Source organism: Streptomyces sp. B93, assembly GCF_018070565.1.
In the GTDB taxonomy this organism is placed as follows: Bacteria; Actinomycetota; Actinomycetes; order Streptomycetales; family Streptomycetaceae; genus Streptomyces.
Genome location: NZ_JAGPXL010000074.1, coordinates 1 through 19351 on the forward strand (window position 1 = coordinate 1; position 19351 = coordinate 19351).

At 72.9% G+C, this 19351-nt stretch carries 14 protein-coding genes; 8 read left to right on the plus strand and 6 right to left on the minus strand.

Annotated features, from left to right (window positions below; all coding sequences use genetic code 11):
- Positions 1-276: 276 nt before the first annotated feature.
- A complete protein-coding gene (locus tag KBY47_RS34565; protein ID WP_210928319.1) occupies positions 277-1032 on the minus strand; it encodes a TIGR03089 family protein in 756 nt (251 codons plus the stop codon).
- 152 nt (positions 1033-1184) lie between these two features.
- Between KBY47_RS34565 and KBY47_RS34570 the strand changes: the two genes are divergently transcribed.
- Both KBY47_RS34570 and KBY47_RS34575 read left to right on the plus strand, forming a co-directional pair.
- Positions 1185-2771 carry a peptidoglycan recognition protein gene (locus KBY47_RS34570; protein ID WP_210928321.1) on the plus strand — a complete coding sequence of 529 codons (1587 nt, stop codon included), beginning with the start codon at positions 1185-1187 and terminating at the stop codon, positions 2769-2771.
- 77 nt (positions 2772-2848) lie between these two features.
- A complete protein-coding gene (locus tag KBY47_RS34575; RefSeq protein WP_210928323.1) occupies positions 2849-3931 on the plus strand; it encodes an NDP-sugar synthase in 1083 nt (360 codons plus the stop codon).
- Positions 3932-4435: 504 nt separating this feature from the next.
- Here KBY47_RS34575 and KBY47_RS34580 read toward each other — a convergent pair.
- The 4 genes from KBY47_RS34580 to KBY47_RS34595 form a co-directional block, all read right to left on the minus strand.
- On the minus strand, positions 4436-5446 hold the full coding sequence (locus tag KBY47_RS34580) for a DNA-3-methyladenine glycosylase (RefSeq protein WP_210928325.1): 1011 nt from the start codon (positions 5444-5446) through the stop codon (positions 4436-4438).
- A gap of 123 nt (positions 5447-5569) precedes the next feature.
- On the minus strand, positions 5570-6880 hold the full coding sequence (locus KBY47_RS34585; RefSeq protein ID WP_210928328.1) for a coenzyme F420-0:L-glutamate ligase: 1311 nt from the start codon (positions 6878-6880) through the stop codon (positions 5570-5572).
- A complete protein-coding gene (gene cofD / locus KBY47_RS34590; RefSeq protein ID WP_210928330.1) occupies positions 6877-7836 on the minus strand; it encodes a 2-phospho-L-lactate transferase in 960 nt (319 codons plus the stop codon). The genes KBY47_RS34585 and cofD overlap by 4 nt, the downstream gene beginning before the upstream one ends.
- A gap of 42 nt (positions 7837-7878) precedes the next feature.
- Positions 7879-8373, minus strand: a complete 495-nt coding sequence (locus KBY47_RS34595; RefSeq protein ID WP_210928332.1) for a cysteine dioxygenase family protein — start codon at positions 8371-8373, stop codon at positions 7879-7881.
- Between the two features lie 681 nt (positions 8374-9054).
- Here KBY47_RS34595 and KBY47_RS34600 point away from each other — a divergent pair.
- The 3 genes from KBY47_RS34600 (at position 9055) to KBY47_RS34610 (ending at position 14766) form a co-directional block, all read left to right on the plus strand.
- A complete protein-coding gene (locus tag KBY47_RS34600; protein WP_003975777.1) occupies positions 9055-9318 on the plus strand; it encodes a WhiB family transcriptional regulator in 264 nt (87 codons plus the stop codon).
- A 229-nt stretch (positions 9319-9547) separates the two neighbouring features.
- The gene (locus tag KBY47_RS34605; protein ID WP_210928334.1) at positions 9548-13282 is read left to right on the plus strand and encodes a glycosyltransferase family 2 protein; all 3735 of its coding nucleotides are present in this window, start codon (positions 9548-9550) and stop codon (positions 13280-13282) included.
- Positions 13279-14766: a DUF5719 family protein gene (locus tag KBY47_RS34610; protein WP_210928336.1), complete on the plus strand. Its 1488-nt coding sequence runs from the start codon at positions 13279-13281 to the stop codon at positions 14764-14766. Before KBY47_RS34605 ends, KBY47_RS34610 begins: the two co-directional genes overlap by 4 nt.
- A gap of 216 nt (positions 14767-14982) precedes the next feature.
- Here the strand turns inward: KBY47_RS34610 and KBY47_RS34615 are convergent, their stop codons facing one another.
- The gene (locus KBY47_RS34615) at positions 14983-15432 is read right to left on the minus strand and encodes a metallopeptidase family protein (protein ID WP_210928343.1); all 450 of its coding nucleotides are present in this window, start codon (positions 15430-15432) and stop codon (positions 14983-14985) included.
- 262 nt (positions 15433-15694) lie between these two features.
- Here KBY47_RS34615 and KBY47_RS34620 point away from each other — a divergent pair, with 262 nt between their 5' ends.
- The 3 genes from KBY47_RS34620 to KBY47_RS34630 all read left to right on the plus strand — a co-directional run bounded on the left by KBY47_RS34620 (position 15695) and on the right by KBY47_RS34630 (position 19318).
- Entirely contained in the window at positions 15695-16117 is a 423-nt protein-coding gene (locus KBY47_RS34620; protein WP_210928338.1) for a DUF3499 domain-containing protein, read from the plus strand.
- 132 nt (positions 16118-16249) lie between these two features.
- Positions 16250-17866 carry an L-lactate permease gene (locus KBY47_RS34625; protein ID WP_210928340.1) on the plus strand — a complete coding sequence of 539 codons (1617 nt, stop codon included), beginning with the start codon at positions 16250-16252 and terminating at the stop codon, positions 17864-17866.
- An 87-nt stretch (positions 17867-17953) separates the two neighbouring features.
- Positions 17954-19318, plus strand: a complete 1365-nt coding sequence (locus KBY47_RS34630; protein WP_210928342.1) for a phosphomannomutase/phosphoglucomutase — start codon at positions 17954-17956, stop codon at positions 19316-19318.
- Positions 19319-19351 lie beyond the last annotated feature (33 nt).

Below are 19351 nucleotides of genomic sequence, written 5' to 3' on the forward strand. Positions count from 1 at the left end.
CTTACGTCCACTTACGACGATGAGGGCAGGGGGGTGGGGGCGCGGGGTGGGGTGGGCTGAACGGGTGACGGGGGTTCCGTCGCGGCGGTGGCGCACCTGCCTGCGCCGCAGCTGAGGGCAGCCGTCCCGCGTAGCTGCGGGCGGTCGTGCCGCTGGGGCGATGGGGGTCCCCCTGCTCGAGCGAAGCCGAGAGCTTGGGGGAGGGTGGGCGCAGCGGCGGCCCGTCAGCGCCGGGCCGCGCGACCCACCCCCGCGGCGCCCAGCACGCCGGGCCGGCTACCGCGCCGTCGCGGTGACCCGCTCGCTCTCCACCCGCCGAGCCAGCCCTTCCTCCCCCAACATCCCCAAATTCCGGCACAACACCACAGACCCCCCGCTGGCCAGCGGAGCGTAAAGCCCCGCACTCAACCCCTCCCAAGTCGAATAGGGCAGCCCCGACAGCAACCGGGACCCGGGCCCGATGAGCCCCAGCCCGCCCGCGTCCCCCCGGGCCCGCCCCACGATCTCCGCCCCGGTGAACTCCGCCCCCGCCACAATCAATGCGGGCGCATCCGGATCAACGGCCGCATACGGCACAAACCGATCCCCGAAGCTCGGCACATCCACGGCGTAGTCCGCGTACCCCGCCGGCGGTTCCGGGAAGCGCCGCCCGAACGGCTGCAACGACAGCGCGTACCGCTCACCGCCGCACGCCAGCCCCGCCTCGAACTCCCCGGGCCCCGCCACCACATGGTCCGCCCGCGCCGGATCCCCCGCGACGTCCGCGACCACTCCCACCGACGAACACGCCAGCAGCCACACCGCCGTCTGCCAGTGCGCGGGCAGCAGCAGCGCCACCCGCTCCCCGGGTTCCACGGACATCCCGTCCTGAAGCAGGTTCGCGGTCTTGGCCACCCAATTGGCGAAGGTGGCGACGGACAGTTCGACCCGTTCACCGGTGGCGTCGTCGTAGAAGGTCACCAGCGGGCGTGAGGGATCCGCGGCGAGCGCGGAACGCAGCAGGTCGGCAGGGGTGCGATCGGTGGCATTCACCTGCGCAAGCGTACGCGGACCGGGCCATGCGCGCCGAGCGTGGAGGACACCGGTTCGGCCGATCCCGACCACCTTTTCGGTGGAATCATGAGGAATCTAACGGCTCATAACCAAATGGACAGATTCACCCACCCATATCCACGATCAGGAACATGCGTGGATACCTTGCTTCCCCCATCGGCATCACCTGCGCGGCGGTCATCGCCCTCCCGCTGACCCTCCCCGAGGCCACAGCGACCGCGAGACCGGCCCCCGCGGCAGGCGCCGCCGCGTCCCGGACCGCAGCCGCCCCGGCCGCCGCCTTCGCCCCCGCGGGCAGCACCCAGTCGCTGCCCCTCGTCCCCCTCACCGAAGACCGCGCCCTCGGCTCCGTCGTGCAGGGCCTGCCCCGCAGGGACGTACGGCACTTCTCCCTCGTCGGCGTCGTCTGGGACGACCCGGACACCGAACTCCACGGCAGCGTCCAGGTCCGCACCCGCGCCACCGCCACCGGCGCCTGGTCCGGCTGGCAGGAACTGGAGACGCACAACGCCGACCACGCGGCCGACCCCGGCACGGCCGAACGCACCTCCGGCCGGGTACGCGGTGCAACGGCACCGCTGTGGGTGGGCGAGTCCGACGGCGTGGAGGTGCGCGTACGAGCGGAGACCCGGGAACCGCAGGAGCCCCGGACCCGAACCGGGACCGCCACGCGGCAGGAGGCCGCCGCCCTGCCCACCGGCCTCCGCCTGGAACTGGTCGACCCGGGCGACGACGCCGCACCCCCCACCGCCACCGGCAGCACTGGCAGCACTGGCAGCACTGGCAGCACTGGCAGCACTGGCAGCACCGGCAGCACCGGCAGCACCGGCAGCACCGGCAGCACCGGCAGCACCGGCAGCACCGGCAGCACCGGCACCACCCAGACCAACGCCCAACCGGCCCCGGACGACCCCCGCACCGACACCACGACCACGACGACGACCACGACCGCCAACGGCCTCACCGCCGACACCGTCGCAGCGTCCGCCGTCAACACCGGCCTCGCCCCGCTCGGCGCCACCGAGATCCCCGCCTTGGACAAGGCACAGACGGAACAGGAACTCCTCGCGCTGCGCGGCTCGGAACTGACGGAGGAGCAGCGCGTGAAGCCGTACATCGGCCCGCGCCCTGGCATCGTCACCCGCCGCGGCTGGGGCGCGGACGAGGGCCTGCGGGAGAAGAACTTCCTCTACACCAAGACCGTCAAGGCGGCCTTCGTGCACCACACCGCCACCGGCAACAACTACACCTGCGCACAGGTGCCCTCGCTCATTCGCGGTATCTACCGCTACCACGTGGCGAGCATGGGCTGGCGCGACATCGGCTACAACTTCCTCGTCGACAAGTGCGGAAACATCTACGAGGGGCGCGCCGGAGGCGTGGCCAAAGCGGTCATGGGCGCTCACACCCTCGGGTTCAACCACGACAGCACCGGTATCGCCGTCGTGGGCTCCTACGGCAGCTCCGCGCCCTCCGACGCGGCGGTCGGGGCGGTCGCCCAGCTGACGGCGTGGAAACTGGGCCTGTTCGGGGCCAACCCGAACGGCAAGACGTATCTGAGGTCCGGTGGCGGAAATCTGTACGCGAAGGGTAAGAACGTTCAACTGAACGTGATCTCGGGCCACCGGGACGGGTTCGCCACGGAGTGCCCGGGCGGGAAGCTCTACGGCAAGCTCGGCTCAGCCCGCTCGGAGGCCGCGCGCTACCAGGGTCGTTAGGCGGGGCCGGTCGGCTGTATCGACGTACCGGTCGCACGTGCGGTCCGACCGGTCCCGGCAGGAAGCAGAGACGACAGGTGACAGAAGCGATCCTCCTCGTCGGCGGCAAGGGAACCCGGCTGCGCCCGCTCACCGTGTACACACCCAAGCCGATGGTCAGGGCGGCGGGGGTGCCGTTCCTCGCGCATCAGCTGGCGCGGGCGCGGGCGGCCGGGGTCGAGCACATCGTGCTCGCCACGTCCTATCTGGCGGAGGTCTTCGAGCCGTACTTCGGTGACGGCTCGGCGCTGGGACTGCACATCGAGTACGTCACGGAGGAGGAGCCGCTCGGCACGGGCGGCGCGATCCGCAACGTGGCGTCACGGCTGCGCGCGGGGCCGGACGATCCGGTGCTGGTCTTCAACGGGGACATCCTGACCGGCCTGGACATCAGGGCGTTGGTGCGTACGCACGAGGACGCGGGCGCGGACGTCTCCCTGCACCTGACGAAGGTGACGGACCCGCGGGCGTACGGGCTGGTCCCGACGGACGCCGACGGGCGGGTACTGGCGTTCCTGGAGAAGCCGCAGACGCCGGAGGAGATCGTCACCGACCAGATCAACGCCGGGGCGTACGTCTTCCGGCGCTCGGTCATCGACACGATTCCCGTGGGCCGTCCGGTGTCGGTCGAACGGGAGACGTTTCCCGGCCTGCTGGCCGCCGGTGCCCGCCTCCAGGGCCTGGTCGACTCCACCTACTGGCTTGACCTCGGCACCCCGGCGGCCTTCGTTCGGGGCTCGGCGGACCTGGTGCTGGGGCGCGCGCCGTCCCCGGCGGTACCGGGCCGCACGGGTGACCGGCTGGTCCTGCCCACCGCCCGCGTGGCACCGGACGCCAAGCTGGCGGGCGGGACGGTGGTGGGCGAGGGCGCCTTCGTCGCCGAGGGCGCCCGCGTCTTCGGCTCGACGATCCTCCCGGGTGCCGTCATAGAACCCGGCGCGGTGATCACCGACTCCCTCATCGGCACCCGCGCGCGCATCGGCCGACGGTCGGTCCTCACCGGCACGGTCATCGGCGACGACGCGATCGTCGGCGCCGACAACGAACTCCACACCGGCGCCCGAATCTGGTGCAACGCCCAAATCCCGGCAGGCGCGGTCCGCTTCTCCCCAGACCACTGACGCCCTCCGCGCCCCGCCTACGACCGGTGGTGGGTCGGGGCCGCGCCGGGGGGTGTCCGTCCTCGGAACCGCGCGGTCTGCCAACTGGAACGGTTCCGGGGCTTTCCGCGCGAACCACTGCGGGCGGACACCCCCCGACACGTCCCCTTCCGCCGTACGGCGCCTGCGGGCACGCGGTGGCTTGCCGTCGTGGCTGCGGGCAGTCGTCCTGCGTAGCTGCGGGCAGTCGTGGCGGTGCTCACCCGGCAGCGGGGCCGCCGTCTGCCGAAGCTGCGGGCAGTCGTGCCGCCGGGGCGGTGCCCACCCGGCAGCGGGCTTGTCTTCGCGTAGCTGCGGGCAGTCGTGCCGCTGGGGCGGCACGGGTGGGCGCAGCGGCACCCCGTACGCGCCGGGCTGCGCAACCCACCCCGACGGTTGCCCCGACGCAGCGGCACCCCGTACGCGCCGGGCCGCGCGACCCACCCCCCCACGGCGACCCCCACCCGGCGCACCCCCGCCCCGACCTCACCACCGCCCGATATCCACCCGCGGCATCTTCGGCGCACGCCGCCCCGGCGTCTTCCCGCTCAGCAGAATCAACCGCGCCGCCCGATGCCGCTGCCCCGCATACGGCTCCAGCAGCGACAACATCACCGCGTCATCCGCATCCCGGTCCCCAGCCAACGCCCACCCCACGATCCCGGGCAGATGCAGATCCCCCACGGTCACCTCGTCCGCCGCCCCATGACTGCGCTGCACGGTCTCCGCGGACGTCCACGGCCCCACCCCCGGCACGACCTCCAACCGCTCCCGCGCCGCCCGCGGCGACATCCGCACCGCCTCCTCCAGCCGCGCGGCGACCCGCACGGCCCGCAGGATGGTGGACGCCCGCTTGTCGTCGACCCCGGCGCGGTGCCACTCCCAGGACGGGATCAGCGCCCACGCCCGCGCGGACGGCATCACACACATCCGCCCCGGCACGGGCCCCGGCGCCGCATCCCCGAACTTCCGCACCAGCAGCCGCCACGCCCGGTACGCCTCATCGGTCGTGACCTTCTGTTCGAGGATGGACGGAATCAGGGACTCCAGCACGAGCCCACTCCGCGTCAGCCGCAGCCCCGGCCGCCGATGCCGCGCGAGCGCCACGACCCGGTGCCGGGGCTCGAACACGGACGGATCGTCCGCGGCGCCGAGCAGCTCCGGCAACCGCTCCAGCAGCCAGTCGCCGCCGGGCCCCCACGCCTCGCCGCGCACCTCACCGCCGTACGCCGTCACCCGGAGGGTTCCGGGTCCGGCGGGTGTGCGGCTGGCGCGCCAGAAGGATCCGTCGGGCATGGCCCGGAACGTCGGGTCGCCGGGCCCGCGCCGCAACGGCCCCAGTACGAGGCCGAGGTCGAGCGGCCCGTCCGGTGCGTACGTCCGCACCCGCGCCGCGTCCGTCGCCCCCCGCTGCTGCCCCGGCAGGCGCGCGGGCGCACCGGCGTCCCCACCGCGCACGGTCGTACGGGTGGGGCGGGGGGCGAAACGTCCTGCCACGAATGAGTTCCCAGGGGTGGAGGAGAAGGGGGACTGAGGGACTGGGGGAAGGTCCTGCGAGAGACGGCCTTTGTCGCCCCTATTGAAGGAGCGTACGAGAGCGCGCAGCCCCCCGTCCGCCCCTCACCGCACCTCGATGAACGCCTCCGCGTCCCGCTCCCCCCGCGCCCGGGGCTCCTCCGCCGGGTGTCCGACGGCGACCGCGCCCATCGGGTCCCACCCTGCGGGCAGTGCGAGCACCTCGCGCACGACGTCCCGGCAGAACATCGTCGAGGACACCCACGCCGATCCCAGCCGCTCCCCGGCGAGCGCCACCAGCAGGTTCTGTACGCCCGCCCCGGTGGCGACGACGAACATCTCCCGTTCGGCCGTGTCCCGTCGGGCGTCGCCGTAGGTGTGGGAGCCGTCCATGACGAGGCAGGGGACGACCAGGTAGGGCGCGTTGCGCAGGACGTCGCCGCGGCGGACGCGCTTGGCGATGGACTCCTCCGTCTTGCCGTCCCGGCGCAGATCTGCGATCCACGCCTCGCGCATCGCGTCGAGGAGGCGGGTGCGCGCCTCCTGCGACTCCAGCAGGACGAAGCGCCACGGCGTCGTGTGGTGCGGCGCCGGTGCCGTGACCGCCGCGGCCACCGCCCGGCGTACGGCGTCGGGGTCGACGGGCTCGTCCGTGAAGGCGCGGACCGTACGGCGCTGGGTGACCGCCTCCCGGATCGCCTCGGAGGTGCCGAGCCGGAACATGTCGTCCCGCGCGTCGCGCACCAGGGCGCGGGCGCCCGTGCCGTCCTCGTCGGCGACGGCGTGCGGCAGTCCGCGCACCACGGCGACGGGCCGTCCGGCGGCCTTGCCCTTGACCAGGTCGCCCGCCGCGGCGAGTTCGTCGGCGGTGGCGACGACGGTGGCGGCGAGCGGGTTGCCGTACGCGTCCGTGCCGCCGCGCAGGTCGTCCAGTACGTGGATGCCCGCGGCGCCGATCGCGACATCGGTGAGCCCGGCGCGCCAGGGCCGCCCGAAGGTGTCGGTGACGATGACGCCGACGTCGACGCCGAGGGCGTCCCGCAGGCCGTCGCGGAGCGCTCGCGCGGAGGCGTCGGGGTCCTCCGGGAGGAGGAGGACCGTGCCGGCCGGGGTGTTGGAGGCGTCGACTCCGGCGGCGGCCATGACCAGGCCCTGCCGGTTCTCCACGATCCGCAGCGGACCGCGCCGGGCCACGACCCGGACGGTCTCGGCGTCGATCGCGGCCTCCCGGTCGGCCGCCTCGACGATCCGGCCCTCCGCCTTGGAGACGATCTTGGAGGTGACCAGGAGTACGTCCCCGTCGGCCAGGGCGGGTTCCGCGGCGGCGATCAGTTTGGCCAGGTCGTCACCGGGGCGCACCTCGGGGAGCCCGGGCACGGCCCATACGCGGTAGCCGTCGGCGGGGGGCGTGTTCATACGGTGCGCACCTCCTCGGCGAACGCCAGGGACTCGCGCGCCATCCGCGCGGCGGCGTCGAGGTCGGTCATCATCAGCGGTACGGCCCGGCAGCGGATCCCTGCCGCCTCGACGCGTTCGACGGCGGCCGCGTCCACCTCGTCGACGAGCCAGCCGTCGAGCAGCCCGGAGCCGTAGTGCTCGGCGACCGCCGCCGCGCTGGACTCCACGCCGACCGCGGCGAGGACCTTGTCGGCCATCCCGCGCACGGGCGCGTCGCCGACGATGGGGGAGAGGCCGACGACCGGCACCCCGGCGTCGGCGATCGCCTCGCGGATGCCGGGCACGGCCAGGATGGTGCCGATGGACACCACCGGGTTGGACGGCGGGAAGAGGATGACGTCGGCCTCGGACAGGGCTTCCAGTACGCCGGGCGCGGGCTTGGACTGTTCGGCGCCGACGGGGACGACCGCGTGGGCGGGCACGGACGCGCGCAGCCGTACCCAGTACTCCTGGAAGTGGATCGCCCGGCGCTCGCCGTCGATGTCGACCGCCACATGGGTCTCGACCCGGTCGTCGGACATCGGGATCAGCCGCACGCCCGGCTGCCAGCGGTCGCACAGCGCCTCGGTGACGGCGCTCAGGGGATAGCCCGCGCCGAGCATCTGGCTGCGCACGATGTGCGTGGCGAAGTCCCGGTCGCCCAGGCCGAACCACTGCGGCTCGACGCCGTACTCCGCCAGCTCCTGCTTGAGGTGGAAGGTCTCGTCGGACCGCCCCCAGCCCTGTTCCTCGTTGATGCCGCCGCCGAGCGTGTACATCACCGTGTCGAGGTCCGGGCAGACCTTCAGCCCGAAGAGGTGGATGTCGTCCCCGGTGTTGCCGATGACCGTGATGTCCGCGTCCGGCGCGGCCTTCTTCAGACCGCGCAGGAACCGGGCACCGCCGATGCCGCCTGCCAGAACCACAATGCGCATGGGAGCCAGTCTGGCAGGCGGGTACGACAACGCGCCGGGTGGTCAGGCGACGGGGGTGGCCGCGGTGCAGCGGGCGGTGTCGTGCATGGGCATCTCGGTGAGGCCCGGGTAATAGATGTGCAGGCTCACGGCCGGTTCGAAGGTGTCGTTGATCACCTCGTGGACGTGGCCGGGGGCGAAGACGTGCTGGGCGCCCGGCGTGAGTGTGCGGGCGCCGCGGCGGGTGTGCTCGGTGAGGGCGCCGTCCAGGACGGTGAGGATCCCCGAGGACGGGCCGTGGTCGTGCCGCCCGCTGCCCTGGCCGGGCAGCCAGGACAGCAGCCACACCTCGTAGCCGGGGCCGGTGCGCAGCCGGTTGTACCAGCGGGTTGTCGCGTCGTACCGGACCAGGTGTTCCCACTGGGCGCGGTCGGCGGTGAGGGAGCGGGCCAGTCCGGCGAACTCGGCGACGGTGGCCGGGTGCTCGCGCGGGGGCTGGAGAAGGTGGGGGACTTCCAGGATGTCGCCTGCGATCTGGAGGTCGCTGTCGCTGTTCATGAGAGTGCTGGGTCCTCGGTGAAGGAGCGAAGGAGGGAGAGGAAGAGGGAGAAGCGGCGGAGCGAAGGGGTGAAGAAGTGGAACGGGGAGAACTGAAGACAGCCGGAGCGCGTTGGGCTCAACAGCTGGAACAGCGACAACAGCCACAGCGAACGGGGGCAGCACCGAGGGACCCGGCAGAGCGGGTCGAGGTGGGCGCCAAGTTCGCGAGCATGCCCACAAGGACAGCGGTTCACACCTGCACTGTCAACTCGACGCCCGGTATGTGGGACACGGTTCACCTCATCCGGTTCATCTGACAGGTGAAAGGTTTGCTCAGCCGTCTTCGGGGACACATGGCGCACAACCGGGCGCGCAAGCCTCGTTGCGATCCCGTGATCCGAATGTGATCCGGTTCGCTTTGGCGCGCGCGTCGGAACGAGATCGAACCTTTGGGCGTCCTTCTCCGTAGAGGCTCTGTACGGAGTCGGAGGCCCGTGTGGGCCTCGTTGGCGTGTCAGGGTTTATGGCGATTTGAACACTTTCCGCATGGCCTTGGTTCCGCAGAGTGAATAAGGGGCCCAATAGCAGATCTCGGCTTGACTCGCCCGGAGCAGCACACTTGTAATTTCACTCGTGTCGTTCAGCCGGAATCGGTAACGGCTACATCACGGGGACGCGAAAGACGGACGAGGGGCGCACATGACCGAGCTGGTGCAGCAACTGCTGGTCGACGACGCGGACGAGGAACTCGGCTGGCAGGAGCGCGCGCTGTGCGCCCAGACCGACCCCGAGTCCTTCTTCCCCGAGAAGGGCGGCTCGACCCGCGAGGCCAAGAAGGTCTGCCTCGCCTGCGAGGTCCGCTCGGAGTGTCTTGAGTACGCCCTCGCCAACGACGAACGCTTCGGCATCTGGGGCGGCCTCTCCGAGCGCGAGCGCCGACGGCTGAAGAAGGCCGCCGTCTGAGAGGCCGTACGGGCGGCCGCCCGGGACCGCCCGGGGCGCCGTCACCGACCGACGGCACATGCGAAAACGGTACGAACGACGCGAACGGCCCGTCGCGGGTGGGTTATCCACAGGCGGCGGGCCGTCGTCATGCCCAGCCGATAGTGTGGTCGCTCGTCCGAGACGCCCCGCCGCCCTCTCGGGGCACAGGCGTCCACCACAGTCCACCGAACCCGGGGCCCGTACCTCGATGTCCGTGCACAGCCATACGGCAGCCCAGCAAGACACCGCTGCCACCCCAGAGTTCCCGCGTCATGTAGTGACGGCGGTGCTGGTCTCCCACGACGGCGCCCGCTGGCTGCCCGACGCGCTCGCCGGGCTGCTCGGCCAGGAGCGCCCCGTCCAGTACGCCGTCGCGGCCGACACCGGCAGCGCCGACGACTCAGCCCAGCTGCTCACCGAGGCCCTCGGCCCCGACCGCGTCCTGCACCTCGCCCGGCGCACCGGCTTCGGCCAGGCCGTCGACGAGGCCGACCGCACGGCACCCGTCCTCACCCCGGACGACCTGCCGTACCTGAAGCGGCCCAGCGGCTGGGACCCCGTCACCCGCACCTGGCGCGACGACACCTACGACCTGCCCGAACTGCCGCACGGCGAACCGGTGCAGTGGCTCTGGCTCCTGCACGACGACTGCGCCCCCGCCCCCGACGCCCTCGCCCAGCTGCTGCGCGTCGTGGAGAACGAACTCGAACTGGGACGCGACGACATCGCCGTCGTCGGCCCCAAGCTGCGCGGCTGGTACGACCGCAGGCAGCTCCTCGAGGTCGGCGTCTCCATCGCCCACTCCGGCCGCCGCTGGACCGGCCTCGACCGCCGCGAACAGGACCAGGGCCAGCACGACCACGTACGGCCCGTGCTGTCCGTCTCCACCGCGGGCATGCTCATCCGCCGCGACGTCTACGAGGAGCTGGGCGGCTTCGACCGCCGCCTGCCCCTCATGCGCGACGACGTCGACCTGTGCTGGCGCGCCAACGCCGCCGGCCACCGCGTCCTCGTCGCCCCCGAGGCCGTCGTACGACACGCCGAAGCGGCTTCGCGCGAGCGCCGCACCGTCGACTGCGCGGGCCGCACCAGCGCCTCCCCGCACAAGGTCGACAAGGCCGGTGCCGTCTACACCCTGCTCGTCAACACCCGTACGGCCGCGCTGCCCTGGGTGCTGCTCAGGCTCGTCCTCGGCACCCTGCTGCGCACCCTCGCCTACCTCGTCGGCAAGGTCCCCGGACAGGCCGTCGACGAGATCCGCGGTCTGCTCGGCGTCCTCCTGCGGCCCGAACGGATCATCGCCGGGCGCCGCCGGCGTGGCCGCCCCGTCGTCGACAAGGGCGAACTGCGCCCGCTCTTCCCGCCGCCCGGCGCCACCGTCCGCGTCACCGCCGAACAGGCCGCGGGCAGCCTCTTCGGCGGCTCCGACCCCGAGACCACCACGGGCGCCGGACGGCACGGCGGCGCGGTGGAGTCCGGACCCGGCGGCGACGACGCCGACTTCCTGGAGATCGAGCAGTTCGCCCGCCTCAAGCGCATCGCCCGCAAGCCCGGGCCGGTGCTCTTCCTGGTGCTGCTGCTCGCCTCCCTCGCCGCCTGCCGCGCACTCCTCGGCGGCGGCGCCCTCAGCGGCGGCGCCCTGCTGCCCGCCCCGGCCGACTCCGCCGACCTGTGGTCGCGCTACCTCGACGCCTGGCACCCCATCGGCGCGGGCGGCACCGCCGACGCACCGCCCTACCTGGCGATCGTGGCGGCCCTCGGCTCCCTGCTGTTCGGCTCCACCGGACTCGCCGTCACCGTCCTGCTCGTCGGCTCGGTGCCGCTGGCCGGACTCACCGCCTACTTCGCCTCCCGCCCGCTCGTCGAATCCCGGCTGCTGCGCGCGTGGGCGGCCGTCGCCTACGCCTTCCTGCCCGCCGCCACCGGCGCCCTCGCGGGCGGCCACCTCGGCACCGCCGTACTGGCCGTCCTGCTGCCGCTGATCGCCCGCGCGGGCATCGCGGCCAGCGGCCTGGCCACCCCCTCCGGGGCACGCGGCAGCTGGCGCGCCACCTGGGCCTACGCCCTGCTGCTGACGATCACCACCGCCTTCACCCCGATCGTCTGGCCCATCGCCCTGCTCCTCGGCGTCGCCCTGCTCGCCGTCCGCCGCACCGACCTCACCGGCTACGGCCCCCGCTTCCTCGCCCAGCTCGGCACCCCTGTGCTGATCCTCGCCCCGTGGTCGCTGACGCTGCTGCCCACCGGCTTCTTCACCGAAGCCGGCCTCGAGTACGGCGCGACCTCCGCCACCGCCCTGGACCTGCTAGGCGCCAGCCCCGGCGGGCCCGGCACCGTCGACGGGCTGATGCTCATCGGCGTCGTCCTGGCCGCGCTGGCCGCCCTGCTGCGCTCCGAGCGGCAGACCGGCATCTGGACCGCCTGGGCCGTCGCCGTCGTCGGACTCGTCTTCGCGGTCCTGTCCAACGCCTCCACCTGGGCCGGACCCGCCACCCTCGTTTACGGCATCGCCCTGCTCGCCGCCGCCCTGCTCGGCGCCGACGGGGCACGCGCGCGCGTGGCCGAGCAGAGCTTCGGCTGGCGCCAGCCGGTCGCCGCCCTGATCGCCTTCGCCGCCGCCGCGGGCCCGCTGCTGATCGCCGCCGGATGGATGATCCGCGGCGCCGACGGGCCGCTGGAGCGCCGCGACCCCGTGCAGGTGCCCGCGTTCGTCGCCGAGGAGAGCAGCACCCGCGACCAGGCCCGCACCCTCGTCCTCGACAGCGACTCCGCCGCCCACGTCGGCTACACCCTCGTGCGCGGCTCCGGGGCCCGCCTCGGCGACGCCGAACTCGCCGCCGCCGACGGGGAGAACGCCCAGCTCGACAAGGTCGTCGCCAACCTCGTCGCTGGCTCCGGCGCCGACCAGACGGACCAGCTCGGCGCCTTCGCCGTGCGCTACGTCCTCGTCCACAAGGGCGCACCCCGCGAGGTCGCCCGCGTCCTGGACGCCACGCCCGGCCTGAGCAGGCTCAGCGAGCAGAACGGCGACGCGCTGTGGCGGGTGGAGCGGGAGGTGTCCCGCGCGGCGATCGTCAACGGCTCGGGCTCCGGTTCCGGTGAGCCGGTGGCCGTCGCCGCCGGGCCCGTCGAGATCCACACGGACGTCCCGGCGGGTGCGGACGGCCGCGTGCTGCGCCTCGCCGACACCGCCTCCGAGGGCTGGACCGCCACCCTGGACGGCAAGCCGCTCACCCCCACCACCGTCGACGGCTGGGCCCAGGGCTTCGAGCTCCCCGCCTCCGGCGGACGGCTGGACGTCACCTACGACGACCCGATCGGCCACACCGCCTGGCTGTGGGCGCAGGGCTTCCTCGCCGTCGTCCTCGTCGTGCTCGCGCTGCCCGGCCGACGCCGCGACATCGACGACGACCTGCCCGAGGAGCCCGCCGTTCCCGCGCAGGCCGTCGAGGGCGAGGGCCGCCGCGCCCGCCGCCTGCGCGCCCAGGCCGAGGCCGAGGAGGCTGCGGCGACCGCCAACGACGAGTCACCCCAGCCCTCCTCTCCTCCGCAGGAGGAGACCCCGGTCACGGTGCCCCAGCAGCCCGCCTACGACGAGTGGGACCCGGCGAGTTACGCCGGAGCCGGTGGCTACGGCGGCGAGCAGCAGCAGTACGCGGGCGGCGCCTACGACCAGCAGCAGTACGCCCCGGACGGATACCAGGGCGGCGGCCAGTACGACCCGTACGGGTACGGAGGCCAGCCGGTCCAGGGCGGCGCGGGCTACGACGGTGCCGCGTACGACGGCTCCTACGACGCGTCGTACGACACCGCCGCCTACGACCAGACGTACGACCAGGCCTACGGCCAGGCCCCCCAGGGCTACGACGCCGCGTACGACCCGGCGCAGCCGCAGCACCCGCACGGCAGCGACCCTGAGCGTCCCGACGGGAGTCAGCAGTGAACCGCACCACCCTGTCCCTGATCGCCGGTGTGACCGCGCTGGCCGCCGTCACCGGGTTCGCCACGCTCACGACGCCCGAGGCCTCCGGCACGGACACCGCCAAGGCCGCCGCGCAACTGCCCGTGGAGCGCACCGGCCTGCTGTGCCCGGCGCCCAGCAACTCCGACCTGGCGGACACGACGTACACGTCGTTCACCCCGGTGACCGAGGGCGCGGACGGCGAGGGTACGGCCGAACTGGTGTCGGCGGGCGCGGAGAAGAAGGAAGGCAAGAAGAAGGACAAGGCGGACAAGCCGGTGCTGGAGCCAGGGGAACCGGGGAAGCCGGTCGTCGGGGACGAGTCCGGGAGCGAGTCGCCCGCGCTGATCGGCACGGCCGAGGGGAAGTTCGCACCCGGCTGGACCGTGCAGGAGACCACCGAGGTCGCCGCGGGCAGCGGGCGCGGCCTCTCGGGCGTCAACTGCACCGCCGCCGACACGGAGTTCTGGTTCCCCGGCGCCAGCACGGCGTCGTCCCGCACCGACTACGTGCACCTGACCAACCCCGACGACTCCGCCGCGGTGGTGGACCTGGAGCTGTACGGCAAGGACGGGCTGCTGGAGTCCACGGTGGAGGACGGCATCACCGTCGCGCCGCACTCCAGTGAGCCGGTCCTGCTGTCCACTCTCGCCGAGGGCGAGGAGACCGACCTCACCGTGCATGTGAACGTCCGCAGCGGCCGGGTCGGCGCGGCCGTGCAGGCGCTGGACGACGAGGTCGGCGGCGACTGGCTGGCCGCGACGGCGGAACCCGCCGAGAGCCTGGTCATCCCGGGCATCCCGAAGGACGCCACCGAGGTGCGGCTGGTGGCGTTCACCCCCGGCGGCACGGACGCGGACCTGAAGGTGCGGCTCGCCGCGCCGTCCGGGCTGATCACCCCGGCCGGCAACGAGACGCTGCGGGTGAAGGCGGGCATGACCACCGCGGTCGACCTGGGCGACGTCACGCGCGGGGAGGCCGGGTCGCTGGTGCTGACGCCGACCAGCGGGGCCGTGCCCGTGGTGGCCGCCGTGCGGGTGGTCCGGGGCAAGGGCGACAAGCAGGAGACGGCGTTCATCCCGGCGGCCGGCCCGGTGGGTACGCGCGCGACGGCCGTCGGCAACACCGAGAAGGGCACCACGCTCGCGCTGACCGCCCCCGACGGGACCGCCGAGGTCAAGGTCACCGCGTCGGCGGGCAGCGAGGGCGGCGAGGCGGCCTCGGAGACATACACGATCAAGGCGGGCACCACCCAGGAGATCGAGCTACCCGTCCCCGACGGCCTCAAGGGCACCTACGCCCTGACCCTGGAACCGAGTTCGGCCACCACCCCGGTCTACGCCTCCCGCACCCTCTCCACCACCCTCAACGGCGCCCCCGCCTTCACCGTCCAAACCCTCCCCGACGACCGAGGCACAGTCTCAGTCCCCAACGCCGACCAGGACCTGTCGGTACTCCAGAGGTAACGGCCGACGCCGCATGGGGCACTGCCCGCAGCCACGGCCAGCCGTGACCGCGTAGCCGCGGGCAGTCGTGCCGCTGGGGCGGCACGGGTGGGCGCAGCGGCACCCCGCAAGCGCCGGGCCGCGCGACCCACCCCCGCCCAGCCCCGACGCCGGGCAACCAGTCAACGCCGGACCACCATCCCGACCCCAGCCGCCCAGCCCCCGCGGCAGCCGCCCTCAGTCCTCCCCGTACCGCGGATCCACCGTCTCCGGAGTCAACCCCAACAACTCCGCCACCTGCTCGACCACAACCTCATGCACGAGCGCCGCCCGCTCATCCCGCCCCTTCGTCCGGATCTCCACCGGCCGCCGGTACACCACCACCCGCGCGGGCCGCCCCTCCCGCGCCGCGATCGTCCCCCCGAGGGGAACCGTCTCATCGCTCCACCCCCGCCGCTCCCCGTCCAGCGCCGGCACCTCAAGTACCAGGAAGTCGATGTCGGCGAGCTGCGGCCACCGCCGCTCCAGCCGTTCCACGGAGTCCTGCACGAGATCCGCGAACGCCTCGGCACGGCTCGCGGCCAGCGGCACCTGTGGCGGGGCGATCGGGCCGCGCATGCCCCGGCCGTGACGGTCACGGCGGCGGGGCCCGGGGCCGACGGCACGGGGCGGTACTCGGTTGTCCATCACTGATGCAGCGTATGCCGTCCCGGCCGGCGCCCGGCGACCCGCACGGCATGTCGCCGGATGACCATTCGAGCCAAGGTTGAGTTCGATTCCATATCTCTCCGAGACCGTTGAGCGCGAGGCTATTGATGTGGTTTGTGCTGACTACTGACCGGCCCTGCTCGGTTCCGTCACCTCCGCTGTGCATGTCCGTGCAGGTCAGTGGGGTATGACGAAAGGAGCTTGTGGGGCGTTTCTCAACACGACACGGTGGAGTGACCTGGTGGAGAGTCGTCGCGGCCCGCTCAAGAGTGCGGTACCGTCCAACGTCGTGAGCCCTGTACGTCGCTGTTCGCGCACCGCCTGCGGCCGACCCGCCGTCGCGACGCTGACGTACGTCTACGCCGACTCGACCGCGGTCCTCGGCCCGCTCGCCACCTACGCCGAACCCCACTGCTACGACCTGTGCGCCGAGCACTCCGAGCGCCTCACCGCCCCGCGCGGCTGGGAGGTCGTGCGACTGCTGGACGGTTCCGCTCCGGCCCGCCCCAGCGGGGACGACCTGGAAGCGCTCGCCAACGCGGTGCGCGAAGCCGCCCGCCCCCAGGAGCGCGCGGCGCAGGCCGGCGGCGGAGGGCGTTCGGCGGACCCGATGGAGGTCGCGCGCCGCGGTCACCTGCGGGTTCTGCGCTCCCCGGACAACTGATCCAGCGTACCGGCCGCCGGTTCCTGTCCGTACATCTGCTGCACGACCATTGACGCGCGCTTGTCGCGGACACGACCATTCCGTCACCCGTGAGAAATCGCTTTCCGCATCGCGGAATCCGGGGAGGCGCTCGTGTACGTCCAGGAACTGGAACCCGTTGGTGGCTCACTCGGCCTCTCCGCCCTCGTGGCGGCCCTGCCCCTGCTGATCGTCCTCGTCCTCCTCGGCGGCGTCCGGATGAAGGCCCACCTGGCGGGCCTCACCGGCCTCCTCGCCGCCGTGGCCGTCGCCTGGCTCGCCTACGGCATGCCGCTGGACCAGACCCTCTCCAGCGCCGCCCAGGGCGCCGTCTTCGGCCTCTTCCCCATCCTGTGGATCGTCGTCAACGCCCTGTGGGTGTACCGGATGACCGTCCGCACCCGGCACTTCGACATCCTGCGCCGCTCCTTCGGCCGCCTCTCCGACGACCCGCGCATCCAGGCCCTCGTCATCGCCTTCTGCTTCGGCGCCCTGCTGGAAGCCCTCGCCGGATTCGGCGCGCCCGTCGCCATCTGCTCCGTCATGCTCGTCGCGCTCGGCTTCGAACCGGTGCGCGCCGCCGTCGTCGCCCTCGTCGCCAACACCGCCCCGGTCGCCTTCGGCGCGATGGGCACCCCCGTGGTGACGCTCGCCCAGGTCACCGACCTGCCGCTGGACACCGTCGCCTCCGTGGTGGGCCGTCAGACACCGCTGCTCGCCCTGGTGGTGCCGCTGGTGCTGATCGGCCTCGTCGACGGACGGCGCGGTCTGCGCGAGACCTGGGTGCCCGCGCTGGCCTGCGGCGTCGCCTTCGCCGTGGCCCAGTTCGCCGCCTCCAACTACGTCTCCGCGCAACTCGCCGACATCGGCGCCGCCTTGGCGGGCGCGGGCGCCCTGGTCGCCGTACCGTCCGCCCGCAGACCCGCCGCCGAGCCCGTCCGCGCCGCCGTACTGACCGGCGTACGCAGCGAGGAACTCGACGAGGACGACCCGCGCGGCGAGGTCGTACGCGCCTACGCCCCCTACGCGCTGATCGTGGCCGTCTTCTCCGTCGCCCAGATCCCCGCCGTGAAGGACTGGCTCGCCCGGGCCACCCAGAGCTACGACTGGCCCGCCCTGAACGTCGTCGGCCCGGACGGCGACCCGGTCGGCGGCAACGTCTTCACCTGGCCCATCGTCTCCACCGGCGGCACCCTCGTCCTGCTCGCGGGCGTCTGCACCGCGGTCGTCCTCGGTGTGCACGCGCGCGTGGCGGTCAGGGAATGGGCCGCGACCGTCCACGAACTGCGGTTCGCGATCCTGACCGTGACCTCCGTCCTCGCCCTCGCCTACGTCATGAACCTCTCCGGCCAGGCCGCCACCATCGGCCACTTCGTGGCCGCCGCGGGCGCCGGACTCGCCTTCCTGTCACCGGTCCTGGGATGGTTCGGCGTCGCGGTCTCCGGCTCCGACACCTCCGCCAACGCCCTCTTCGGCGCCCTCCAGGTCACCGCCGCCCGCGAATCGGGACTCTCCCCCGAACTCCTCGCCGCCGCCAACAGCTCCGGCGGCGTCCTCGGCAAGATGATCTCCCCGCAGAACCTCACCATCGCCTGCGCCGCCGTCGGGCTCGCGGGCCGCGAGGGAGACCTGCTGCGCAAGGTGCTGCCGTGGAGCCTGGGCCTGCTGCTGGTGATGTGCCTGATCGTGGTCGGCCAGAGTTCGCCGGTCCTGGAGTGGATGCTGCCCTGAGCCCGTGTCACACCGGGTCCGCACGGCCCGGCGTCAGAGGGTGCGGGTAGGTTTGGGTGACCGATAGGACTTTCAGGAGGGTTGGCCGTGACTGCTGATCTGTCACAGATCGTGAAAGCGTACGACGTACGCGGGGTGGTCCCCGACCAGTGGGACGAGACCCTCGCGGAGCTGTTCGGTGCCGCCTTCGTCCAGGTGACCGGCGCGAGCGCGATCGTGACCGGGCACGACATGCGGCCCTCGTCCCCCGGACTGGCCCGCGCCTTCGCACGCGGGGCCGCCGCCCGCGGCGTCGACGTCACCGAGATCGGCCTGTGCTCCACCGACCAGCTCTACTACGCGTCGGGCGCGCTGAACCTGCCGGGCGCCATGTTCACCGCCTCGCACAACCCCGCCCAGTACAACGGCATCAAGATGTGCCGCTCCGGCGCCGCCCCCGTCGGCCAGGACACCGGCCTCGCCGAGATCCGCGAACTGGTCGAGCAGTGGCGCGAGACGGGCGCCCCGGCCCCCGCGGCCACCACGGGAACGATCACACAGCGCGACACGTTGAACGACTACGCGGCCCACCTCCGCTCGCTCGCCGACCTGACCTCCATCCGCCCCCTGAAGGTCGTCGTCGACGCGGGCAACGGCATGGGCGGCCACACCGTGCCCACCGTCTTCGAGGGCCTGCCCCTCACCCTCGTCCCGATGTACTTCGAACTGGACGGCACCTTCCCCAACCACGAGGCCAACCCCCTCGACCCCGCCAACATCGTCGACCTCCAGAAGCGGGTCCGCGAGGAAGGCGCCGACCTCGGCATCGCCTTCGACGGCGACGCCGACCGCTGCTTCGTCGTCGACGAGAACGGCGGCCCGGTCTCCCCGTCGGCGATCACCGCCCTCGTCGCCGCCCGCGAACTCGCCAAGCACGGCGGCAAGGGCACCGTCATCCACAACCTGATCACCTCCTGGTCGGTCCCCGAGGTCGTCAAGGAGAACGGCGGCACCCCGGTCCGCACCCGCGTCGGCCACTCCTTCATCAAGGCCGAGATGGCCCGCAGCGGCGCCATCTTCGGCGGCGAGCACTCCGCGCACTACTACTTCAAGGACTTCTGGAACGCCGACACGGGCATGCTCGCCGCCCTGCACGTCCTCGCCGCCCTCGGCGGCCAGGAAGGCCCCCTCTCCGGGCTCGTCGCCCAGTACGACCGCTACGTCGGATCCGGCGAGATCAACTCCACCGTCGACGACCAGAAGGCCCGCCTCGCCGCCATCAAGGCCGCCTACGAGGGCCGCGACGGCATCACCCTCGACGAACTCGACGGCCTCACCGTCACCGCCGCCGACTGGTGGTTCAACGTCCGCCCCTCCAACACGGAACCCCTCCTCCGCCTCAACGCCGAGGCCCGCGACGAAACCACGATGACCAAGATCCGCGACGAGGCCCTGACCCTCATCCGCGCCTGACCCCGACGCCAGCGTGCCCCCGGCCCAGCGCGC

Coding starts and splice junctions, on each gene's coding strand:
- KBY47_RS34600 (WP_003975777.1), top strand. CDS start 9,055: ATGACCGAGCTGGTGCAGCAACTGCTGGTCGACGACGCGGACGAGGAA.
- KBY47_RS34615 (WP_210928343.1), bottom strand. CDS start 15,432: ATGGACAACCGAGTACCGCCCCGTGCCGTCGGCCCCGGGCCCCGCCGC.
- KBY47_RS34595 (WP_210928332.1), bottom strand. CDS start 8,373: ATGAACAGCGACAGCGACCTCCAGATCGCAGGCGACATCCTGGAAGTC.
- KBY47_RS34570 (WP_210928321.1), top strand. CDS start 1,185: ATGCGTGGATACCTTGCTTCCCCCATCGGCATCACCTGCGCGGCGGTC.
- cofD (WP_210928330.1), bottom strand. CDS start 7,836: ATGCGCATTGTGGTTCTGGCAGGCGGCATCGGCGGTGCCCGGTTCCTG.
- KBY47_RS34585 (WP_210928328.1), bottom strand. CDS start 6,880: ATGAACACGCCCCCCGCCGACGGCTACCGCGTATGGGCCGTGCCCGGG.
- KBY47_RS34605 (WP_210928334.1), top strand. CDS start 9,548: ATGTCCGTGCACAGCCATACGGCAGCCCAGCAAGACACCGCTGCCACC.